20 protein-coding genes are annotated in these 18636 nt (G+C 54.8%); 12 read left to right on the top strand and 8 right to left on the bottom strand.

Annotation, left to right across the window (positions count from 1 at the left end; translation table 11 throughout):
- Window position 1: 1 nt before the first annotated feature.
- Window positions 2-460 carry a type II secretion system major pseudopilin GspG gene (gene gspG / locus EL257_RS11530; RefSeq protein ID WP_126362642.1) on the bottom strand — a complete coding sequence of 153 codons (459 nt, stop codon included), beginning with the start codon at window positions 458-460 and terminating at the stop codon, window positions 2-4.
- 147 nt (window positions 461-607) lie between these two features.
- On the opposite strand from gspG, the gene gspI reads away from it, so the two are divergent.
- The 3 genes from gspI to EL257_RS11515 all read left to right on the top strand — a co-directional run bounded on the left by gspI (window position 608) and on the right by EL257_RS11515 (window position 3025).
- Window positions 608-982 (top strand): type II secretion system minor pseudopilin GspI, encoded by a 375-nt coding sequence (gspI, locus tag EL257_RS11525; RefSeq protein ID WP_126362640.1) that lies wholly within the window; start codon window positions 608-610, stop codon window positions 980-982.
- Between the two features lie 360 nt (window positions 983-1342).
- Window positions 1343-2452: a hypothetical protein gene (locus EL257_RS11520; RefSeq protein ID WP_126362638.1), complete on the top strand. Its 1110-nt coding sequence runs from the start codon at window positions 1343-1345 to the stop codon at window positions 2450-2452.
- A gap of 3 nt (window positions 2453-2455) precedes the next feature.
- The gene (locus tag EL257_RS11515; RefSeq protein WP_126362636.1) at window positions 2456-3025 is read left to right on the top strand and encodes a LemA family protein; all 570 of its coding nucleotides are present in this window, start codon (window positions 2456-2458) and stop codon (window positions 3023-3025) included.
- A 327-nt stretch (window positions 3026-3352) separates the two neighbouring features.
- On the opposite strand, the gene EL257_RS11510 is transcribed toward EL257_RS11515, so the two are convergent.
- Complete coding sequence (locus EL257_RS11510) at window positions 3353-3712, bottom strand: DUF6124 family protein (RefSeq protein WP_126362634.1); 360 nt, start codon at window positions 3710-3712, stop codon at window positions 3353-3355.
- Window positions 3713-4455: 743 nt separating this feature from the next.
- Between EL257_RS11510 and EL257_RS11505 the strand changes: the two genes are divergently transcribed.
- Both EL257_RS11505 and EL257_RS11500 read left to right on the top strand, forming a co-directional pair.
- Complete coding sequence (locus EL257_RS11505) at window positions 4456-5820, top strand: DUF6161 domain-containing protein (protein ID WP_126362632.1); 1365 nt, start codon at window positions 4456-4458, stop codon at window positions 5818-5820.
- Window positions 5821-5976: 156 nt separating this feature from the next.
- Window positions 5977-7227 carry a hypothetical protein gene (locus tag EL257_RS11500; protein WP_126362631.1) on the top strand — a complete coding sequence of 417 codons (1251 nt, stop codon included), beginning with the start codon at window positions 5977-5979 and terminating at the stop codon, window positions 7225-7227.
- Window positions 7228-7521: 294 nt separating this feature from the next.
- Here the strand turns inward: EL257_RS11500 and EL257_RS11495 are convergent, their stop codons facing one another.
- Together EL257_RS11495 and EL257_RS11490 are read right to left on the bottom strand one after the other, a co-directional pair.
- Window positions 7522-8799 (bottom strand): hypothetical protein, encoded by a 1278-nt coding sequence (locus tag EL257_RS11495; protein WP_126362630.1) that lies wholly within the window; start codon window positions 8797-8799, stop codon window positions 7522-7524.
- Window positions 8800-9172: 373 nt separating this feature from the next.
- Entirely contained in the window at window positions 9173-9604 is a 432-nt protein-coding gene (locus tag EL257_RS11490; RefSeq protein ID WP_126362629.1) for a type II secretion system protein N, read from the bottom strand.
- 121 nt (window positions 9605-9725) lie between these two features.
- Between EL257_RS11490 and EL257_RS11485 the strand changes: the two genes are divergently transcribed.
- Together EL257_RS11485 and EL257_RS11480 are read left to right on the top strand one after the other, a co-directional pair.
- The gene (locus tag EL257_RS11485) at window positions 9726-10172 is read left to right on the top strand and encodes a prepilin-type N-terminal cleavage/methylation domain-containing protein (RefSeq protein ID WP_126362627.1); all 447 of its coding nucleotides are present in this window, start codon (window positions 9726-9728) and stop codon (window positions 10170-10172) included.
- Window positions 10169-10777 (top strand): prepilin-type N-terminal cleavage/methylation domain-containing protein, encoded by a 609-nt coding sequence (locus tag EL257_RS11480; RefSeq protein ID WP_126362625.1) that lies wholly within the window; start codon window positions 10169-10171, stop codon window positions 10775-10777. Before EL257_RS11485 ends, EL257_RS11480 begins: the two co-directional genes overlap by 4 nt.
- 715 nt (window positions 10778-11492) lie before the next feature.
- On the opposite strand, the gene EL257_RS11475 is transcribed toward EL257_RS11480, so the two are convergent.
- From EL257_RS11475 to EL257_RS11465, 3 genes are read right to left on the bottom strand one after another with little or no spacing between them, the layout of a single operon-like run.
- On the bottom strand, window positions 11493-12431 hold the full coding sequence (locus tag EL257_RS11475; protein ID WP_126362623.1) for a FecR family protein: 939 nt from the start codon (window positions 12429-12431) through the stop codon (window positions 11493-11495).
- A 32-nt stretch (window positions 12432-12463) separates the two neighbouring features.
- Window positions 12464-13015: an RNA polymerase sigma factor gene (locus tag EL257_RS11470; RefSeq protein ID WP_126362620.1), complete on the bottom strand. Its 552-nt coding sequence runs from the start codon at window positions 13013-13015 to the stop codon at window positions 12464-12466.
- Complete coding sequence (locus EL257_RS11465; RefSeq protein ID WP_419866619.1) at window positions 13012-13677, bottom strand: secretin and TonB N-terminal domain-containing protein; 666 nt, start codon at window positions 13675-13677, stop codon at window positions 13012-13014. The genes EL257_RS11470 and EL257_RS11465 overlap by 4 nt, the downstream gene beginning before the upstream one ends.
- A 207-nt stretch (window positions 13678-13884) precedes the next feature.
- Between EL257_RS11465 and EL257_RS11460 the strand changes: the two genes are divergently transcribed.
- Window positions 13885-14199 carry a hypothetical protein gene (locus tag EL257_RS11460; protein WP_126362616.1) on the top strand — a complete coding sequence of 105 codons (315 nt, stop codon included), beginning with the start codon at window positions 13885-13887 and terminating at the stop codon, window positions 14197-14199.
- A gap of 86 nt (window positions 14200-14285) precedes the next feature.
- Here the strand turns inward: EL257_RS11460 and EL257_RS11455 are convergent, their stop codons facing one another.
- Entirely contained in the window at window positions 14286-14726 is a 441-nt protein-coding gene (locus tag EL257_RS11455) for a carboxymuconolactone decarboxylase family protein (protein WP_126362614.1), read from the bottom strand.
- Between the two features lie 406 nt (window positions 14727-15132).
- Between EL257_RS11455 and EL257_RS11450 the strand changes: the two genes are divergently transcribed.
- From EL257_RS11450 to EL257_RS11435, 4 genes are all read left to right on the top strand, one after another.
- A complete protein-coding gene (locus tag EL257_RS11450) occupies window positions 15133-16587 on the top strand; it encodes a PLP-dependent aminotransferase family protein (RefSeq protein ID WP_126362612.1) in 1455 nt (484 codons plus the stop codon).
- A gap of 102 nt (window positions 16588-16689) precedes the next feature.
- The gene (locus EL257_RS11445; RefSeq protein ID WP_126362610.1) at window positions 16690-16983 is read left to right on the top strand and encodes a putative quinol monooxygenase; all 294 of its coding nucleotides are present in this window, start codon (window positions 16690-16692) and stop codon (window positions 16981-16983) included.
- A gap of 187 nt (window positions 16984-17170) precedes the next feature.
- Entirely contained in the window at window positions 17171-17572 is a 402-nt protein-coding gene (locus EL257_RS11440) for a cupin domain-containing protein (protein WP_126362608.1), read from the top strand.
- 231 nt (window positions 17573-17803) lie between these two features.
- On the top strand, window positions 17804-18517 hold the full coding sequence (locus EL257_RS11435; protein WP_126362606.1) for an ATPase: 714 nt from the start codon (window positions 17804-17806) through the stop codon (window positions 18515-18517).
- Window positions 18518-18636: the final 119 nt, after the last annotated feature.

The following is an 18636-nucleotide window of genomic DNA, read 5'->3' as shown; positions in this document are numbered from 1 at the left end:
CTTACAACTGCCAGGAACCGATATCGGCATTCACGCCGTCGCCGTCAGGCTGACCATCGGCGCCGAGGGAAAAGATGTCGATCTCGCCGTTGGCACCTGGATTGAGATATTGATAAGGCCGGCCCCACGGGTCGTTCGGCAAACGCTCCAGATACGAACGCCAGTTACTGTTCTTCGCATCCGCTGGACGCTCGACCAGCACTTTCAAACCCTGATTCATCGACGGATAAGTACCGTGATCGAGGCGATACAACTTCAACGCCTGCATCAAACCGCCAATGTCCTGCTTCGCCGCCGTCGCCCGCGCCTGATCCGGGCGGTCAAGCACCTTCGGCACCACCATCGCCGCCAGAATTCCGAGAATCACCACCACCACCATGATCTCGATCAGGGTAAAACCCTGCTGCCCATGGGGCTTGCGCGGCGATTGTTGTAGCGGTGTGCACGGAGCGATATCCATCTCGACATTCCCTGGCTAGATTCGATTCGACGCGCAGTGTTGCAAGAAGATATGTCAGGGATGTTGAAAATCCTCGGGAGTTTTCGTCGTCAAGCCGTCAAGCACGCGGGTTAGCGTCGAAGGCTGTGTTCTTGCATTGAGCCCTTCATGCGTGCGCGTTCTCGAGAAGCCGGGTTTACCTTGATTGAAGTGCTGGTGGCGCTGGCGATCATCGCCGTGGCGATGTCGGCCGCCGTGCGCGTGGCGGGGTTGATGACGCAGAGCAGCGGGCTTTTGCGGGACCGCTCGGTTGCGCTGATCGCGGCGCAGAGTCGGATGGCGGAGTTGCGGTTGGAGGGGAAATTGCCGGTGGGGATGAAGGCTATCGATTGCGACCAAGGCCGGCTATTGCTGCGCTGCGAACAGCAAATTGGCCCAGCCGAAAATGGCCGCCTGCTCAAAATCGCCATCCAGGTCTTCGACCGCAACCAAGACGCCCCGCCACTCGCCAAACTGGAAACCCTGCTCAGCCGCCCAATGTAGGAGCTGCCGAAGGCTGCGATCTTTTGACCCTGCCCTTCAAAAAACAAAATCAAAAAATCGCAGCCTGCGGCAGCTCCTACAATGGTCAGCGTCCACACAATACCTATGATCAACACAACCCCATGACCAACACACCCCCCTGTGGGAGCCAGCCCTGCTGGCGATAGCGGTGTGTCAGGCAGAGAAACAAGCTGCATATGTCATCAGCTATTTCTTGAGCAGAGGCCAGAAGCCATCATTGCCAGACAATGGTATCGTCCTCTTCTTTTCCGAATTTCCGACAGATTATGTATAGAACCAAATGCTCCATCCGGGCCATTGCTCCCGCAGCAGGCATCTCTGGATCAATGGATACCTGACATGCCCAACACATCGCAAAACGCGAAACTAGGTAAGTTGCTGGCGGTGAGCGAAGCCAGTATTGACAGTGCACAGTCCCAGGCCGACTTACTCAACGTGATCCATGGGTTCGTCTCATACAATGGCTCGCTCAAATTCAACTTCACACGCGCATGGTGGTTATTCGGCACCGGCCTGTCAGTGATTGCAGGCGCTTTTGCGCTTTGTTGGTTTGCCAACACCTACACTGTCGCTGTTATTTTTTACCAGCTGCAAATTGATCCCATCATGCTCGGCATAGCCGTTGGGTTAGTGGGTATCGCGATTGCCATTGGAAGTCTGGTATGGATGAAATCCAAAGCTGATCGTTTGCCTTCGCTTAGTAGCAAAATCGCTCGACTCTCATCGTACTTCCACAACGGATTGATGTTTCTCGAAGAAGACTCGGACCGGACCCTCAATAAGCTGGATGCGCAATTCGGTGACTACAGCCGGGGCAACTACAGCAGAGAGTTGGTCGAGTCGATACAGGGTGTTTTTACCGGCACGTTGCGCGAAATCCCTTACAACTACCGCCGATTGCACTACGTCAATAGACGGACGGTGCACACCACGGTGACCGACAAAGATGGAAAAACCAGAACGGAGACTCGCGTGGTGTATGACCACTACGACCGGTACAGTCTGGTCATCGACTTTCCATGGGTCAGCGGGATATCGGTTAGATCGGATGAGCACTCAGCGAACGACTATCCGTGCCCCATGGACACGGCTTCTCCAGATTTCAATAAAGCGTTCTGTTTGACGGGTGCCAGCGAAATCAGCTGTGCGAAATTCATCAAACCTTCGACAGTGCTGCACTTGCTGAAGCTATTCAACATACTCCATCGTCCGAACCTGGAGTTCTCCGACAATGGCAAGCTCTGCCTCAGCTTCGCGAGCAACGACTTGTTTGCTTTCGGTACTGAGTATTCGCTGGCCTCACCCAACGAGTTTTACGCAGAAATTGATGCTGGTGTCGAACTGCCGCGCCTGATGTCGGCGCTCCAATGGAGCCATGAACTCAGTGAGCTGCACGATGACAACTTTGCCTTTACCGCCACTCCCCCTAAAAAACGCACAGAGAAGTAAGCCATGGACATTGCACTCATCCTCTCCGCTGTTATAGCGGTCGTCATAATCATCGCCGGCTTCAGCATCTACAACGGCATTATCGGGGGACACAACCGAGTACAGCGTGCCTGGTCAGACGTACTCGTTTACGAACGCCAGAAAACAAAAGTGCTTGATCAACTGCAAAAAGTGCTCGCAGACTTCATGGTGTTTGAGGCCAGCCTCCTCGAAAAAATCACCGGCCTTCGCAGCGCCATCAACGCCCTCCCCGCTGGGGCGAACGGCAGTGCCCTCGCGACCGTTGAAACCGCATCGAGAGAGCTGATGGGTGGCTTGCGCATCGCTTTCGAAGCCTACCCTGAGCTGAAAGCATCCGAAGCCGCGAACAACATGATGCGTGAAATCGCCGAACAACAAGAGAACGTCGGCGCTGCGATCACCATCTACAACCGCAACGTTGAACTGTTCAACAACTCCATCGAAATGTTCCCGGGCTCGGTCGTTAATGGCCTGTTCAACCAGAAAACTCGCGTTACGCCATTCTCCGATGCTGAAGCTTCGCAGGGTTTTTCTTACACGCCGAATATCTGATTTGCGTTATGCGGTGAACCCATCGCCTGTGAGGGCGGTGGGTTATCAGCTTATGCCTCAATTCTTTCGGCCCGATGCCTGAATATCCCGTCGACACCATTGGTGAGCGGTTCATTGACATGACGGTTACCCGATGGACTCAAAAATGTCCTGGGGCGTCTCAATTACCAAATGAAGACGGCGCAGGACAAGAGTCGACCCGCTCCCACGGGCCCAGCGCCGAACACGATGTCCGTGACTGACCTGAAACCCTGTGGGAGCGAGCCTGCTCGCGAAAGCGTCCTCACTCACACCCAATCAATAACCAGGTGCAACCGACGCCCGCCCTCACCCCGGCAACTCCAAATTATCCAACGCCCGATTCACCGCCAACTCGCCAAGCATGATCAACTGCACAATCCCCAACACCGTCCGCCGCTGTGTCGCCGGCAACTGGCCCGCAAAGTCCTGAGCAATCGCCTTCGCCGAAGCGAGCGTCTCGCTGGCGTCGTTTAGCAGTTCTTCGTTTTTATTGTCCGCGGTGACGGCATACATCCCACGGGATCTCCGTGGCGGCGGCGTGGAGCCGGGGGGACAGAGGTAATGGCTCAGCGCGCGGTCGGCGGCTTCATGGAGTTTTTTTGAGTCGAGGGATTCGTAGGGGGATGTGGGGTTGGATTCTGGCGGGTTGGGGGTTGGTTTGACCATGATTGAAGTCTCTAGAGTGGAGAAGCTGCCACCGTTCGCTGCTAACAAAGGAGGTGGCGGCTGTACGCGGGTTAGCAGACCAGGACTCTAGAACCCGGCGCACCGAAGTGCCCCACGCAAAGCCGCCATAACGGCAACAGGCTTTGTGCGTCTAGAGATAACCCGGGCTGCTAAACCCGATCACTGAAACAGTCAGCGACCGAACCACAATAGAACCCACCCCCAAGACGCACAAGCCGGCGGATTCTGGCGTAGCTGTAGGCAAAGGCGCAAGGATGTGTAGCCTGAGTGAGTGTCTGGAGATGTCTTTTTAAACAGCAATGTTTATCGAACACCCCGCATTATGTCTCCGCACGTGTTGGCGACACATGTGGTTGTGGCGCCGTAATCACCACAGGGTTTCCATCGATTCAAGTGAATGGTCGTCATGCCGGTGCCAATTGATGACTGCGGTACAGGGATTCAAACACATGCTTGCAAGTCGGAATAAGGCACGTTAAAGGTGACTGCTTTCGGCCATTAGCGGACGTTCACAAGCTAAATTTAGCGCCCAGAGTCTGACGATCCATGTGTGTATTTTCCGGCCGAAAAGCCGCACTGCAACGCATTATTGACACACGTCTGAAGCGCCATTCTCAATGCCTCAGCGGGTGCATAACGCTAAAATAAAAACACGTATGTGGTAAACATTTGCTCTTTCGCGCTATAAGATTTACTCATTTCAATCATCCAAGGAGGAGAGCATGTCAGACGTGCAAGAATATTCCCTACGCCTAAACGGCGAAAAGAAAACTTTTAAGAGTTATGACGAACTTAGCGCTTACCTAGCTTTGCAGGTTAAGCATTGGAAATGGCTCGCCAAGTTACCAGATCCATACAGAGAGGAAGGAAAGGCAATACTTGAAGTTTACTTTTTGAATCCAATTCATGAGGTTGAAACAGGAGTCATAAATTCAGCGCGGCGAGAAATTAGATTGGGAAGCGAAAAGATGCCGTTCATCTTGCACGACAGTGATGAGGGGTATCTTATCTCAAAGACTAGACAAGAATATGGTGACATAACAGCAGCGCTTACAATTATTTATTTGAATGGCCACACAAGAAATGCAATTCATCGGGATGGCCGGATTAGTAGCTTTGCACAGAATGATCGCTTGTCATTTGAGAGGTCGGTAGCCATCCAAATTGCCATTTCGCTCAAAGGATTTTCCTCTATAGCTCTTGATGCTCGGTCGTCGGTAATGCGGGAAACTTTAGAGCGTTTTGTTTCTCATGCGGATTTAGCGACCGATGCTGTAAATAACTATGTCACGGACATTATCGACTCTACGTCATCTATGAAATCGGACATAGATGATCTTGCAAACTCACTAACCGCAGCTTATTCAAGACGACGAAAAAGGTACTCAGCTTACCTGATTAAAATGCGAGATTCTGCTCGCGCAGCCGTGATTGAGGCTACTAGTACCCTAGCCTCCGCAAAAAATGCTTATCATGATCAAGTAGACTTAGATGCTTCTGTTCAGTATTGGAGTGCCCGTAAGCGCAGCCATTCGACGTTTAAGGTTGTATGGTTTTTGGCCGTCTTATTAAGTATGGCAGTAATGTTTGGCTCTGTGCTGAGTTATTATGGTGCTGGCGGCGCCGTCGGACTGTCTAATTTGTTTCACCAGCAGCGCGTAGAGGATAGTGTGCTTGCTCAAAAACTTCCCACGCTATCATCCGCTCCTATATCGAACGATCCCACATTTATCTCCTCAGCCTCATCTGTTAGTCTGCCCACGATTAAGCGCTCCGAACTAACTCTTGCAGTGGCAGATCTTGCAGGTGCTGCGCTCTTAATAACGTTACTAGGAATAATTATAAAAATAACGCTTCGGCAATTCAACACTCATTCGTATCTAGCCTTAGAGGCCGAAGAAAGAATTACATTCACAAAGACGTATCTAGCTTTGTTGAACGAAGGAAAATTGAAGTCCGAGGAGGATCGAAAGCTTGTTCTGGAAAGCTTATTCCGATCCACAAAATCAGGAGCTGTAGAGGAAATTCCATTCTCAAGCCCTTTAGAATTGATATTAAAAACGATCGGTGACAAAAAGTCAGGATGATGAGACTCGTGATCCGGGGGGCCGTTTCTGACCTAAGGCGGCCACGCTAGAGCGACCGCTTCCGGCCAAAAGGCGACCTTGGATGTATCTGGGAACCCGGGGCGATTCAGAGCGATGTAAACGGGGTTAGAATATGGTTGAATTTGAGGAGTGGATATGAAAGTCGAATGGAAGGCCAACAAAAAACTGAAGCCGCAAATCATCCTAGATCGCCTAAAGGCCTGCTCATCTATCGACACCGAAGGTAAAGTGTCTTTCAATGGCTTCGAAATGCATGAACTTGATTCCGTTCTTTTTACGATGATTGATTTTCACAAAACATTTAGTTATCACACCGCTAAGCGATTTTATAACCGAGCTTTAAACTCCTGGGTGAAATCTGGGAGCAAATTGGCTGATGATTTTTTGAAGGCATTAAAGGCAGAAGTGTTATCTTATAACAAGCAGGCACCGAAGGAGCACGTGCTAGTTACTTCGATATCGATAGCCGCGGGCTTTCCCCTGCGAAGGATAGTGCTTGGTGATACGACTCTGGAATGTTACCCAGGCGGGCTGCCAAAAAAATATAAAACCCGAGAAGCATATAACGCTCGTTGGAATTTTGAATCTCCATCTCTTCCAGATAGCTATTGTCCTATTGTTGTAAGATTCAAGTCGAAAAACCCTATGGATGGTGTAGAGCATGCGCTACATGAATTGGATTTCATAAGGGGAGTGTTTTGTCTAGATATAAACCCTGCGTTTGAGATTGCCATTTCGATGCAGGCAATTCGAAGAGCGCCTATCAATAAACTGACTTTAGGGGGAATGCACACGCTACACAACAAGGATGGCAGTCTAAGTGATAGCAATATTTTTTGGTATGACTCTAACTATACTGAGCGAAGATCATTAAATCTGACAGTTGGAAAAATAAACCAATCGATAAATTTCTTCGAGTTTGTAATAGATACACTCAAGCATCATAAGGATGCGCACATTATCAAGGACGCCATCGTAAGATTTGTGCGTGCATTTGACGAGACTGATAAAAACTCCTCTGTTCAGCGGGGGTGGGCTGCTTTGGAGTCAATAATGGCTCCTGGTGAAAATAATACGGACCTAGTCGTTGCGCGTTGCTCTTACCTTTATGGAGAGCGTGAGTATCATCGACAAATATTAGAGCATGTAAAAGACTACCGTAATCGAAATGTACATATGGGTCAGTCTATCGACGATCCATCCCCTCATTGCTTCCAAATACAAAAATTCTTTCGGCAGGCGGTTATTTTTCACTTGGCTGAAGTGGGCAATTTTTCTGGACTGCAAGATGCCAATAAATTCTTAGACTCGTCAGCTTCGATAGAGGAGCTGATGCGACAGCGGGACCTTATAGATAAAGCTATATTGTTTATTAGCCCTAAATAAGCCAAACATTAATCGCATCATTCGGTCGAGATTATCCATCCATTACTCGACTAATCTTAAGCTCTATATGGAACTTATGAGCATTCCGAATCGCTCTAGATTTCTAGCCGCCTTCAACTAGCTCCTTTTGGCCGTTAATGGTCGCTTGCGAGCATCCGATTGGCTACGGCGATAGACTGAATACGATTCTGAAGGAGGCATAGACGCGAAAAGTAGCTGAGGGCGACCCGCGCATGATCCTGGTAAAGCATTACAATTGGTCAGGAGACCTAAATACTTCTGTTCTCACAAACATCAAAGATTAATATTTAAACCATGATCTACCATCAGTTGCTCTACTGCCACCCTTCCACCCTCAACAGACTCCAACGCTCGAAGAACACTGGCCAACTCATTGCTGTGTTTAATCTGGTCGTTTGCCGATGCCATCCTAACAATTTCATTGGCTTGTTTGTAGCTAGGGCCAACTTCCTGCATAACTTGCCTGATGGTCCGACCATATGTATTTGCTTCAGCAAAGCTACGAGAGGTTGAATATATGGTAATAAGCCGATCCAACACCGCTGAAGGAGTGACAAGCCAATCAACTTTGTCCAGCTCGTCAAACGTTGCAAACCTGATTCTTTTTTCTGCTGCGGCAATTAATTCGGGGGGGAGCGCGTCTAGTAAAAAAAACCAATCCAAATCAATAAATAATTTCTGCGGTGCGTTTTGTATGAATGTCAAAATCCTTAACTGCTCCGCCTTGGGAAGGGCATTCCATAAACCTAACTTGGCAAGCCGCGCTACGATTATAACTGCTCCGCATATTTCCTCTTCCGTGCGCATGCGTTCAACTGTTTGCCTGACGCAATCTTCGAAGAACCTTTCCCACAAATTAGGGTGGATAATTTTAATCGCCGCTAAAGCAAGCACGCACTTATTAAATTTTGCCGACTCTTCTCCCCCGAAGGCGGTTTTTACAAAAACCTTTAGTAAGTTATTGTATAGAGACTCTCTTGGCCGTTTCAAAGGCCCGGCCTCGAATAACGTGACAACATCTTCTAGATTGCTCGGGAAAAATTTAGAATCTACGTCGCTTAAAACTCGCGCCAGTGCTACCTTTCCTTGCGATGCAGGTCTGGAAAGTATGGAATTTACAGAGTTGAATATATGCAACCTTGCCAGTTCCGCCGACGCAGAGAATACTTGGTTGTCAGAGACATGTGAAGGATGAGCACATCTGTTGCGATCCTCTACTAAGCGAACAATATCAAGATATTCAATTGGGGAAATTAGTTCGAACTTGTCTTTTGCCATCAATGGAAGTTCTTTTTCAAAAGCTAAGGCTCCCGGAAGATTGTGAGTTTTCTGTATAGTTTCAAATCTCGCAATTTCAACTTGGGCCTCCTTATCTCCGGAAGCTGATAGTTCTCTTATCTTATCCACCAAATCGAAAGCAACTGCTATCCAACAAGCTACCACTGACGAGCGGTATGCACCTGCCTTATAACATTTTACGGCTTCTTCGATATATAGGCGCGAGCGAGGGTCCTCGCAACTCAATATTAACTCATCCAGATCGCTGAGCATTTTTTTCCTTATTTGTTATATGTTAGATGGCAAGTGCACAATTTCTATCCGCTATATATTTTTCAGCTTTGAGAAAATGCATTCGAAGCTTTTGCTGGTTTCGTCTTAGATGTTATTGGCATTCTCTACTGAGAGCAACGGCGTTTGGCTATCAGCGCAGCCCCGCCAAGGACTTGCTGCCTATGCAGAACCCTTGCTAAGGATAGGTCCGGCCAACATGTAGAAACGACTTTATGGTGAGTGGCCGCTTCTGGCCGAAAGAGGACGTTCGTCACAGGAGCCTCTGGTCAAAAGCGACCAAGTACACTCCCGGCAATCCAACCCCCAGCGTCACGACTAACACCGCGATATCACAGCTTTTACCCCATAAAAATCACGGCCTCACCAACGTTGGCAAAACCACCCCCTCCACCAACCTCTCCACCCCCAACCGCACCCTCTCCCCACCCCGCTCAATCACCACCGCATCCCCCTCCACCGCCACCAACTTCACCCCAGGCCCAACCCTCTCCCCCGGCAAAAAACTCCTCGGCGGCCCATCGTTCAGACTCAGTATCGCCACCGCCGCCGAACCACCCGCCATCACCCCACTGACCTTGATATCCACCGGTGCCATCTGATTGGAAAACCATTGCAACGCCGGGTTATCACTGCGCGCTGCCAGCAATTGCGGAGCCACTACCGGAGTGTGGGATTCGGCGGTGGTCAGCAGCAGCGACGACCATGTCGCGACGCCGACCAGTGCGGTGAGCAGGGCCAGGGCCTGGGCCATTTGCGCTGGGGCAATGCGTGGGGCGAATATCATGGGGCTGAATCTCCTTTTTATCCCTGCGCTCAGCCTACGCGGCAATTCTCTCCGTTTTATTTCACACGCCTTACATGTTGGCCGTGCACGATGGCGCAGGACGCAAAGGAGCGCGCGCGCGATGAACAGGCAACACGGTTTTACGCTGATCGAGTTGATGGTGGTGCTGGTGATCATCGGTATCGCGAGTGCGGCGATCAGTCTGAGTATCAAACCGGATCCGCTGCAGTTGCTGCGCAAGGATGCCGAGCGCGTGGCGCAGCTGCTGCAGGTGGCGCAGGCGGAGGCGCGCGCGGATGGTCGGGCGATTGTGTGGTTGAGCGATACCAAGGGGTTTCGGTTCAGTCGGCGTGGTGAGGGTGGCGAGGGTTTTGAGCATTTCGCGCAGGATCAGCAATTGCGGCCGCGTGCCTGGCAGAGCCCGAAGGTCGATGTGCGGGTGGAGCCGAAGCAGCGGGTTGTGCTGAATGCGGAGTGGATCAATCCGGCGTTGCGGCTGACATTGTCTGACGGTTTGAATCGGCTGAGCGTGGTGCGTGATGGCGCTGGGCGGATCAGTATTCAATGAAGAATCAGCACGGGTTTACCTTGATCGAGGTGATGGTCGCGATTCTGCTGATGGCGGTGGTGAGTCTGATTGCCTGGCGGGGGCTGGACAGCGTGACGCGGGCGGACAGTCATTTGCAGGCGAGTGGCGAGCAGAGCGACGTTTTGTTGCGGGCGTTGAATCAGTTGCAGCGGGATGTGGATATGCGGGCGGGAATTGAGTTGACCGAGCCGAAGAAGGTTGGTGTGGATGATGAGCCGCCGAGCGCCCCGCCCGCTTTGACTGTGCGCAGTAGCGACAGTAAGGGGTTTCGGCTGGACATTATTCGTACGGCGGCGGATCAGCCGGGGGCTTTGCAGCGGGTGCGGTGGTGGGTCAAGGGGGACACGTTGTATCGGGCGGTGGCGGAGGCGCGGAGTCGCTATCCATTGCCGGCGCCGACGGCTGGGGTGGCGGTTTTGGATGGGGTGAGTGATGCGCAGGTGCGGGTTTGGGAGGTGGATAAGGGCTGGCGGCAGTTGAGTGGGAATCGGCGGGAGGATCCGCTGGGGTTGGAGATTCGGTTGAGTCGGGAGACGGCGCAGGGAGTGGAGAGATATCGGCAGGTGATTGGGTTGTTGGAGTGAGGCGCAAGTGATCCAGATATTCCGACGAATCTGTGTAGGCGCTGCCGAAGGCTGCGATCTTTTGACTTTGATTTTTAAGATCAAAAGATCGCAGCCTTCGGCAGCTCCTACAGTGGTATTTGGGTGCGGTCAGTTGGGGATTGGTTGGCGGTGAGGCCATCATCGCAAGCAGGCTCACTCCCACAGTTTTAAATTTGCGTACAACCCAAGCGGCAAAGCCGCCCCACTCAACAGGATGAGCGTTAGCTCGGCTGCAGCTCTTGATTTTGATCTTGATTCACGCGCGACATCGGAAGGCTGAGTGGAGGGATTCATCCGGGGGTGGGAGCGCAGCGACCGTTTGGCGCAGCCAAATGCATCGAGAGGAGGTGCAGCGAAGCAAACCGTAGGCGATGCGCCCGGATGGATCCCGGAGCGAAGGAACCCCGAGCCCCAGCGAGCGGGCCGGACGTAGGAGCAAGCGTTTTTTTGCTTACTTTTTTTAGGCGTTTGTAAAAAAAGTGAGTCGCCGTAAGGGCGAAACCCTAAGCAGCCATAACCGCAGCAACGGATATGTACTCGGTCATCCCCGCAACAAAGCCAAGATCAAAAGATCGCAGCCTTCGGCAGCTCCGACAGTGGGATTGGATGTAGTCAGTTAGAGAATTGATGGATGGCAGGCAGCAATCGCTGGCAAGCCAGCTCCCACAGGGGTAGTGGTGTTGGCGGGAATGGGTTAACTGAGGACGACTACTCCGCCGGGTAGCTCAGTGAACTTGACGCCATAGGCATCCCGAATCAGCAATGCAACGCCAGCAAGTTGATCAAGGCTGAAGCGGGCCTGGACTCGGCGTTGGCCGAGTTCGCGGTTGAGCAGCAGCAACATGCCGGGGCGATAGCGGTTGATCTCGTCGATCATCTGGCTCAGCGTCGCGCCGTTAAACACCAGAACCTGCTGCCGCCAACTCACCACCGCAGCGGTATCTACAGTCTGAACAGCGCCAACCTGCCGGGCGTCGTAAGTCAATTGCTGCCCCGGTTGCAGCCGCAGACTGCGGCCTTCAACGTCGACTTCAACCGCGCCATCGAGGCAAGTCACGCAAACCTGCTGATCAGTATTACGCAGGTTGAAACGCCCCTGGCTGGCGCGCAGCCACCCTCCTCCTGCCTGCATCGCCAGGGGCAAGCGCGAGGTCTGCACTTCGACTTCGCCGCTGACCAATTCAAACCCCTGCACACCTTCGTCAACGGCACGCTGATTGATCCGCGTCTGAGTATTCAGCTCAAGAAGCACGCCGTCCGCCGGCTCGACGCGCCGCTGCTGGCCGACGTCGGTGATGTAATCGGCACCCAGGCCCTCGAAACCACCGGGGACGGTGCCGCGTATCAAAAAGAACGCTGCCGACGCAGCAATGGCACCGCCGAGAAAGGCGCGCCGACCCAAGCTGCGCGGCGCCTCTAGCGCTTCAACCGCCGGACGCAGTTTGTGCCACAAGACCTTGGCGTCTTCAAAAGCGTGGGCATGCTCGCGGCTCTGCGCACACCATTCGCGTAGCGCGCGGGCATCGGCCACGGTGGCGCGCCCAGACGTCAGCAGGATCAGCCAGTCGCGGGCTTCGCTGTGCAGATTCTCGCTGGCCGATGGCTCGGCAGGTCTCAGTCGAAAGATGTTCAAACGCGCAGATTCTCAACGGATTAATCGGGACACTATTCAGATGACGGTTTTCCGGCCCCGCGACCGAACCGCTGAAACACTTTTCTTTCCAGTTTCGCTGCGCAGTAACCGAGCGCGGCTTTGATTTCCTTCTCGACCATGCGCGTGGAAATGCCGAAACGCTGGGAGATTTCCAGGTGCGGCGCCTCCTCCAGCCGCGCAGCGATGAAGATCCGCCGCCGGCGCGATGGCAGCTCATAGAGCGCGCTGAGCAGCGACTGGATTTCCTTTTGCCCGCCGACCACCCGCGCCGGATCTTGCGCCTCGTCGCTGATTTGCAGCAGCTCTTCGACTTCGCTGCCAGTGAGCAGGCGCGCATCGGCCTGACGCCGGTCCGCTGCGATGTTGAGGGCGATGCGATAGAGGTAAGCGTTGGGCCGCAGCAGGTCGGGCGGCGTCTCCATGCGGTCGACCCGCAGCCAGGTCTCGTGCAGCACGTCGTTGGCCAGGTCTTCCGAGCCCAGACGCCTGCGCAGCCGCACCCGAAAATCCTCATAGGACGCCAGGAACAACTGGCCCATCGAACCTTGTCCGGTGTCTTTCATCCCCCGGAAACTCCTTCCCATTTGGTGCATTCCATGCGTTTCCCTGACGACTCCGGTAACAACAGCAAGGTGACCGGCTGACGCAAGGCACTCGGCGTCGGTCGGTCGATTTTGAAATTGCGAAAGCTTTCCACCAGCGCGGTGTCGCGCCGCCCATCGCCGGTGGAGGTCACCAACCGGTTGTGCTGCACCACGCCATCGCGCCCGACCCAGACCTGCAACACCGCGCGGTAACTGCCCGGACGGGTCAGCGGCGAGCGGCACAGGTTGCGCTCGATCGCTGCCTGCACGGCACTGGCGTAACTGCGGCTGACGGCCGCGCTTTCGGGCGACTGTTTCGCTGTCGGCATCGGCAGGTCTTCGACCTGCGCAGTCTGCAGGGTGAAGGCATCGTTGCTGGCATAACGCGCCATCAAGCCGCTACCGCCTAGCAAACGGCGCAGTGCGTCGGCGGCGGTGAACTCGCCGTTCACCGCCAGCGAGCGCCTGCCGCGACTGAGTTGGCTGTCGACCAGCACCGCAACCCCGGTGGCGCGGCTGTATTGATCCAGTGCCCGGGCCAGATCCTGCGCGGGAATGTGCAGTGTCATGCGCAAGTCCGCCGGCACCGGTTCAGCCGCCGCGTCAGTCGCCAGCCAGCCAAGCAGCAGCCCCAGACAGATCTGGCACACACGCGTGGTTGAACGCTGAAGACCGTCCCTGGAACTGCCTCGCTGCACGGCTGACGCACCCCTGAAAACCGTCATCCTGAGGGCTGTTTATGACTCTGGTGTGACGGCCAGTGCAAAAAAACCATCACGGGATTTGCGCTGTGCTTGCACTAGACTCACGGCATAGCGCGGCCCCTTCGGGTCGGCCAGGAGGCGAGCATGAAAACACTGTGGCGATTCACCCTTGGCGGGCTGTTGCTGATGGCACTGTCGGGCGCTTATGCCGAGGAACCCCTGGGCTGTGTCGAGGTGACCGTCGGCGGTTACAAGGCACCGAATTTCGACTGCCTGAGCCAGCAGATGGGCAACAATCCAGACGGCGTGGCGGCTGCGCAAAAGCGCGAGGAAATGTTGAACGTGCCGGTGCACAAGCGTCCGCCGAATCAGGTTGGCCTCGCCACACCCGCCGCAACCAGCACGCGGATGGGCAATACCTTTGGCACATCGGTCAAACCGCAGCGTCCGCCGAATTAGGGAAAACAAAGTCAAAAGATCGCAGCCTTCGGCAGCTCCTACACCGATCCCTGTAGGAGCTGCCGAAGGCTGCGATCTGTTGATCTTCAATCGCTCGGCGTCTGGCGGAAGCTCACCGCCAGACGGTTCCAGCTGTTGATGGTGGTGACAGCCATCGTCAGATCAACCAGTTCCCCTTCACTGAATTGCTCGCGCGCCTGCTGATAAACGTCATCGGGCACGCGGCTTTCCGACAGCAGCGTCACCGCCTCGGCCCAGGCCAGTGCGGCTCGTTCACGCGGGTTGAAGAAGTTGCTGTCGCGCCACACGGCGATCGCGTATAGGCGCCGATCACTCTCCCCGGCCCGGCGCGCATCTACCGAATGCATGTCGGTGCAGAACGCGCAGCCGTTGAGCTGCGAGGCGCGGATCCGGATCAATTGCAGCAGTGGCGGCTCGATGCTCAGGTTGCTGGTCAGCGCCTCCATGGCAATCATCGCCTTCATAGCCTTGGGCGAAGCGTTGTAGTAGTCAAGACGCGGGGACATGGGCAGGCCTCGGTAAAGGGAATGATGACTTCACCGTAAACCCCCGATGCCGGTGCATTACAGCCCCAATCCCACGAAATACCTGCACACCACTACCCCTCTGCCAAACCCAAAACCCTGTGGGAGCTAGCCCTGCTAGCGATAGCGTCGGCACACCCGACATAACGATGAATGACACACCGCCATCGCTAGCAGGGCTAGCTCCCACAAGGGGTGTTGCGCCAATCCGATCGTTCCCATGCGGAGCGTGGCAACGATCAAAAGGCAAGATCAAAAGATCGCAGCCTGCGGCAGCTCCTACAGGGGGTTGCGCCAATTTCGGGTTTTTTGGGTAGGCAACTATTGTGGATCACACTTCAGCGGTAATCTGGCGGGCACGCCAAACAGCCTCGGGAGCCTCGTCGGTATGGAACTTCACGTTGTGATCAACGGCCGCAAGGATCTCGCCAGTCAGCTGTATCAGCAATTGCGCGGTGCCATCGAATCCGGGCGTCTGGCCGCTGGCACGCAACTGCCGCCCAGCCGCTTGCTCGCCGAGCAGTTGGGCATCTCGCGCAAGACCATTTCCGATACCTACGCGCAACTGACCTATGAAAACTTCCTCACCGGGGTGATCGGCAAAGGCACTTACGTCAACGCCCGCCCGGCGCAGAGCCAACGCAAGCACAGCCACACCGAACTGGCCGGCGCCGATGTCATCGAGAGCTGGCGCAATCTGCCGGTATTCCTGCGCCACCCGACGCTGGAAGGTTCGCTGCGCTACGACTTCATCGGCGGCGCTACCGGCAAGGGCCAATTTCCGCAGGATGACTGGCGGCGCTGTGTCGCCCATGCGATGCGGCAAATGGCCCAGTCCAAAGGTTTCTACAGCGTCACCGAAGGCTTGCCGGCGCTGCGCAATGCGATCGCCCGACACATCGCGTTTTCCCGCGGGATCAATTGTCAGGATGAAGACATTGTCGTGTGCAACGGCGCACAACAGGCGCTGGACCTGATCACGCGGGTGTTGATTCGCCCCGGCAGTCTGGTGGCGATGGAAGATCCCGGGTATCCCCCGGCACGCCTGTTGTTCGGCACCCACGGCGCCGAAGTGGTCGGTATTCCAGTGGATGCCGAGGGTATTCAGGTCGAACACATTCCCGATGGCACGCGCCTGATCTATGTCACGCCGTCACATCAGTTTCCGCTGGGCATGCCGATGAGCCACGCGCGCCGCGAAGCCCTGCTGGCCCGCGCCTATGCGCTGGGCGCGATCATCATCGAGGACGATTACGACAGCGAGTTCCGCTATGAAGGGCGGCCCACCGATTCCCTGTACAACCTCGACCAGCGAGGCATCGTTGCCTACGTCGGCACCTTCTCCAAGACCCTGTTGCCGGAGTTGCGCCTGGGTTATGCGATCCTGCCGCCGGCGATTGTCGAAGCGGTGATCCGCGCCAAACAGCTCACCGATCTGCACGCCTCGACCCTGCCGCAGTGGGCCTTGGCCAAGTTCATCGCCGAGGGTTGCCTGCTCAAGCATATCCGCCGCTGCCATACGATTTATGCGCAGCGCCGCGAACGCATTCTGGCGCGCATGGCCGGTGATTTGTCGCCGTGGCTGCAGGCCGTGCCGGCGAGCGCCGGGTTTCATATGGCGGTGTTCTGCAAGGTGCCGATCGACTTGCCGCTGGTGATCGAACTGGCGAAAAAGGTTGAAGTCGGGCTGTATGCGATCAACGGTTTCTATTATCAGCAGACGCCACGCGACGGTATGTTTTTCGGCTTCGGCGCCATTGAGACGCTGGATATCGATATTGCCCTCGACCGCCTGCGCGACATTCTTCAGCAAGTCACCTGCGCCAATGGCCTAACGGATTAACCGCCGATTGGTTATTGGTGATCCGCTGACGCAGGCCTATTCTGCACAGGCGTTATCCCTCAATGAGCAGGATTCGTCCGGCCTGATTCAGGAGTGTGAGCAATGACCAACGAAGTGATCAATACGGTCCAGGTGCAGGCCGCCGCCGGCCGCTCGGATGAACTGGGCAAGCAATTGCAGAAAATCGTCGATACCCTGCGCCAGACACCGGGCTGCGATTCTTACCTGGTCGACCGCTGCCCCGAAGACAGCCACCGCTGGACGGTCAGTGCACGCTGGCAATCGGAAGCGGCGATGCAAGCGCATTTCAACCGGCCCGAGGCGCAGGGGTTTATCGATCTGATCGATAGCCGGCTGGCCAATAGTGTGGATTTCAACAGTTTCCCCATCGTCTGAAAGCAAGTTCAAAAGATCGCAGCCTTCGGCAGCTCCTACACCGATCCCTGTAGGAGCTGCCGAAGGCTGCGATCTTTTGCTTTTGGGATATTGAATTGGTCACCCGGTCTTCGCGAATATTGGCCGTTTGAATGCCTGACGTTGCGGACTACTGTGATTGCACCCCAACACTCACAGGTAACCCGCCATGAAAATTCTGCCCTGCTTCGCCGCCGCCCTTGCCTTTAGCCTGTCCGCGTCAGCCATGGCCCACGACCCCTCGGAAAAAGTCACCGTGCTGCAAGAGCAACTGCTGAAAAACGCACCCGGCAAGAAAGCCATGATGATCGAGGTCGACTACCAACCCGGACAATCGTCCATCGCCCACAAACACGACGGCACCGCCATGGCATACGTGCTGGAAGGTGAAGTGATTTCCCAGGTCAAGGGCGAACAGCCGATCACTTACAAAAAGGGCCAGTTCTGGTATGAGGCGGCCGGCTCCGAACATCTGGTGTCGAAGAATGCCAGTCAGAGCAAGCCTGCCAAGCTCTTGGTGTTCATGGTGATGGCGCCGGACGAGCCGGTCTTGATCCCCTTGAAAAACTGATAGATGCACCCCCAGCCATAAATAAACGGGCGCAAATAAATCATTTGCGCCTGTTTATTTCCTGCAGCGCTTAACGATTCCGGTTTAAAGCGAATAAAACTAGCGCCGCTCTTTCGAGACAGTAAACAGTCAGCTTGGCGGGTTTAGTCTGGATGAACCGCCGACCGTTCAATTATCCAGCGCTCGGCCACTTCGAAGTTCCGACTGATGTTGTTTCACGGGAGAAACACCATGAAACTTGCGCTCACTAGTGTATTGGCGATATCGGTTATAGCCCTCTCTGCCTGTTCCGTTCCAACAGCTCCGAAAGCTGTCTCCTCCCTCGACACCTTACTGCCCCATCCCACCGGCCGCAGCAGTGCGACCCAGGTGAACAGCGGCCCCAATGTAGCGCTCGGCGTCATCTACAGCCCAAGCACCCAAACCAACCGTGAATACCTGCGCCACTATCAGGCCAACGCCGGCACCGGTTTCGGCCAGAGTTTGCTGGTGCAACCGATTCACGACGCCTACGTTGCCAGTTCGAAACCGGACATGGCGGTTGAGTGGGTCAATGCCTCGCTGCAACGCCAGTTCGGTTCTGTCACCGTGTACCCGGACATGCAAAGCCTGCGCGCGGCCAAGCCCGATGTGGTGGCTATCGTCGATACTCACAGCCAGTTGATTACCTCCCGCAGCTCGGATATCAACGCGCAGGTCAGTGCCGATTTTTATGATGCGCAGTTGAACTACATCGGCACCGCAAAAGGTTCGGACGCGCGCGAGTTAACACCGGTGTGGGCGGACTTCAAACGTTCGGAAGAAATCGTCGCGGATATCAACCAGCAGCAGGATGTGCAAGTTCGGGCGTTGCAGAAGTTTGATCAGTCGCTCAACAATTTAGTGGCGCGGCCGGTGGATAAAGTGTCGATGCTCGATAGTAAACAGCGCCAGAAGTTGTATTGATGTAAAGGACGCCATCGCGAGCAGGCTCACTCCTACAGATTCTGTGGAAACCCCGCCTCCACTGTAGGAGCTGCCGCAGGCTGCGATCTTTTGATTTTCAGGATCAAAAGATCGCAGCC

The organism is Pseudomonas fluorescens (genome assembly GCF_900636825.1).
GTDB classification, from domain to species: Bacteria; Pseudomonadota; Gammaproteobacteria; order Pseudomonadales; family Pseudomonadaceae; genus Aquipseudomonas; species Aquipseudomonas fluorescens_BG.
The sequence above is the reverse complement of the archived record's forward strand: the minus strand, read 5'-3'. Positions and strand labels throughout refer to the sequence as shown.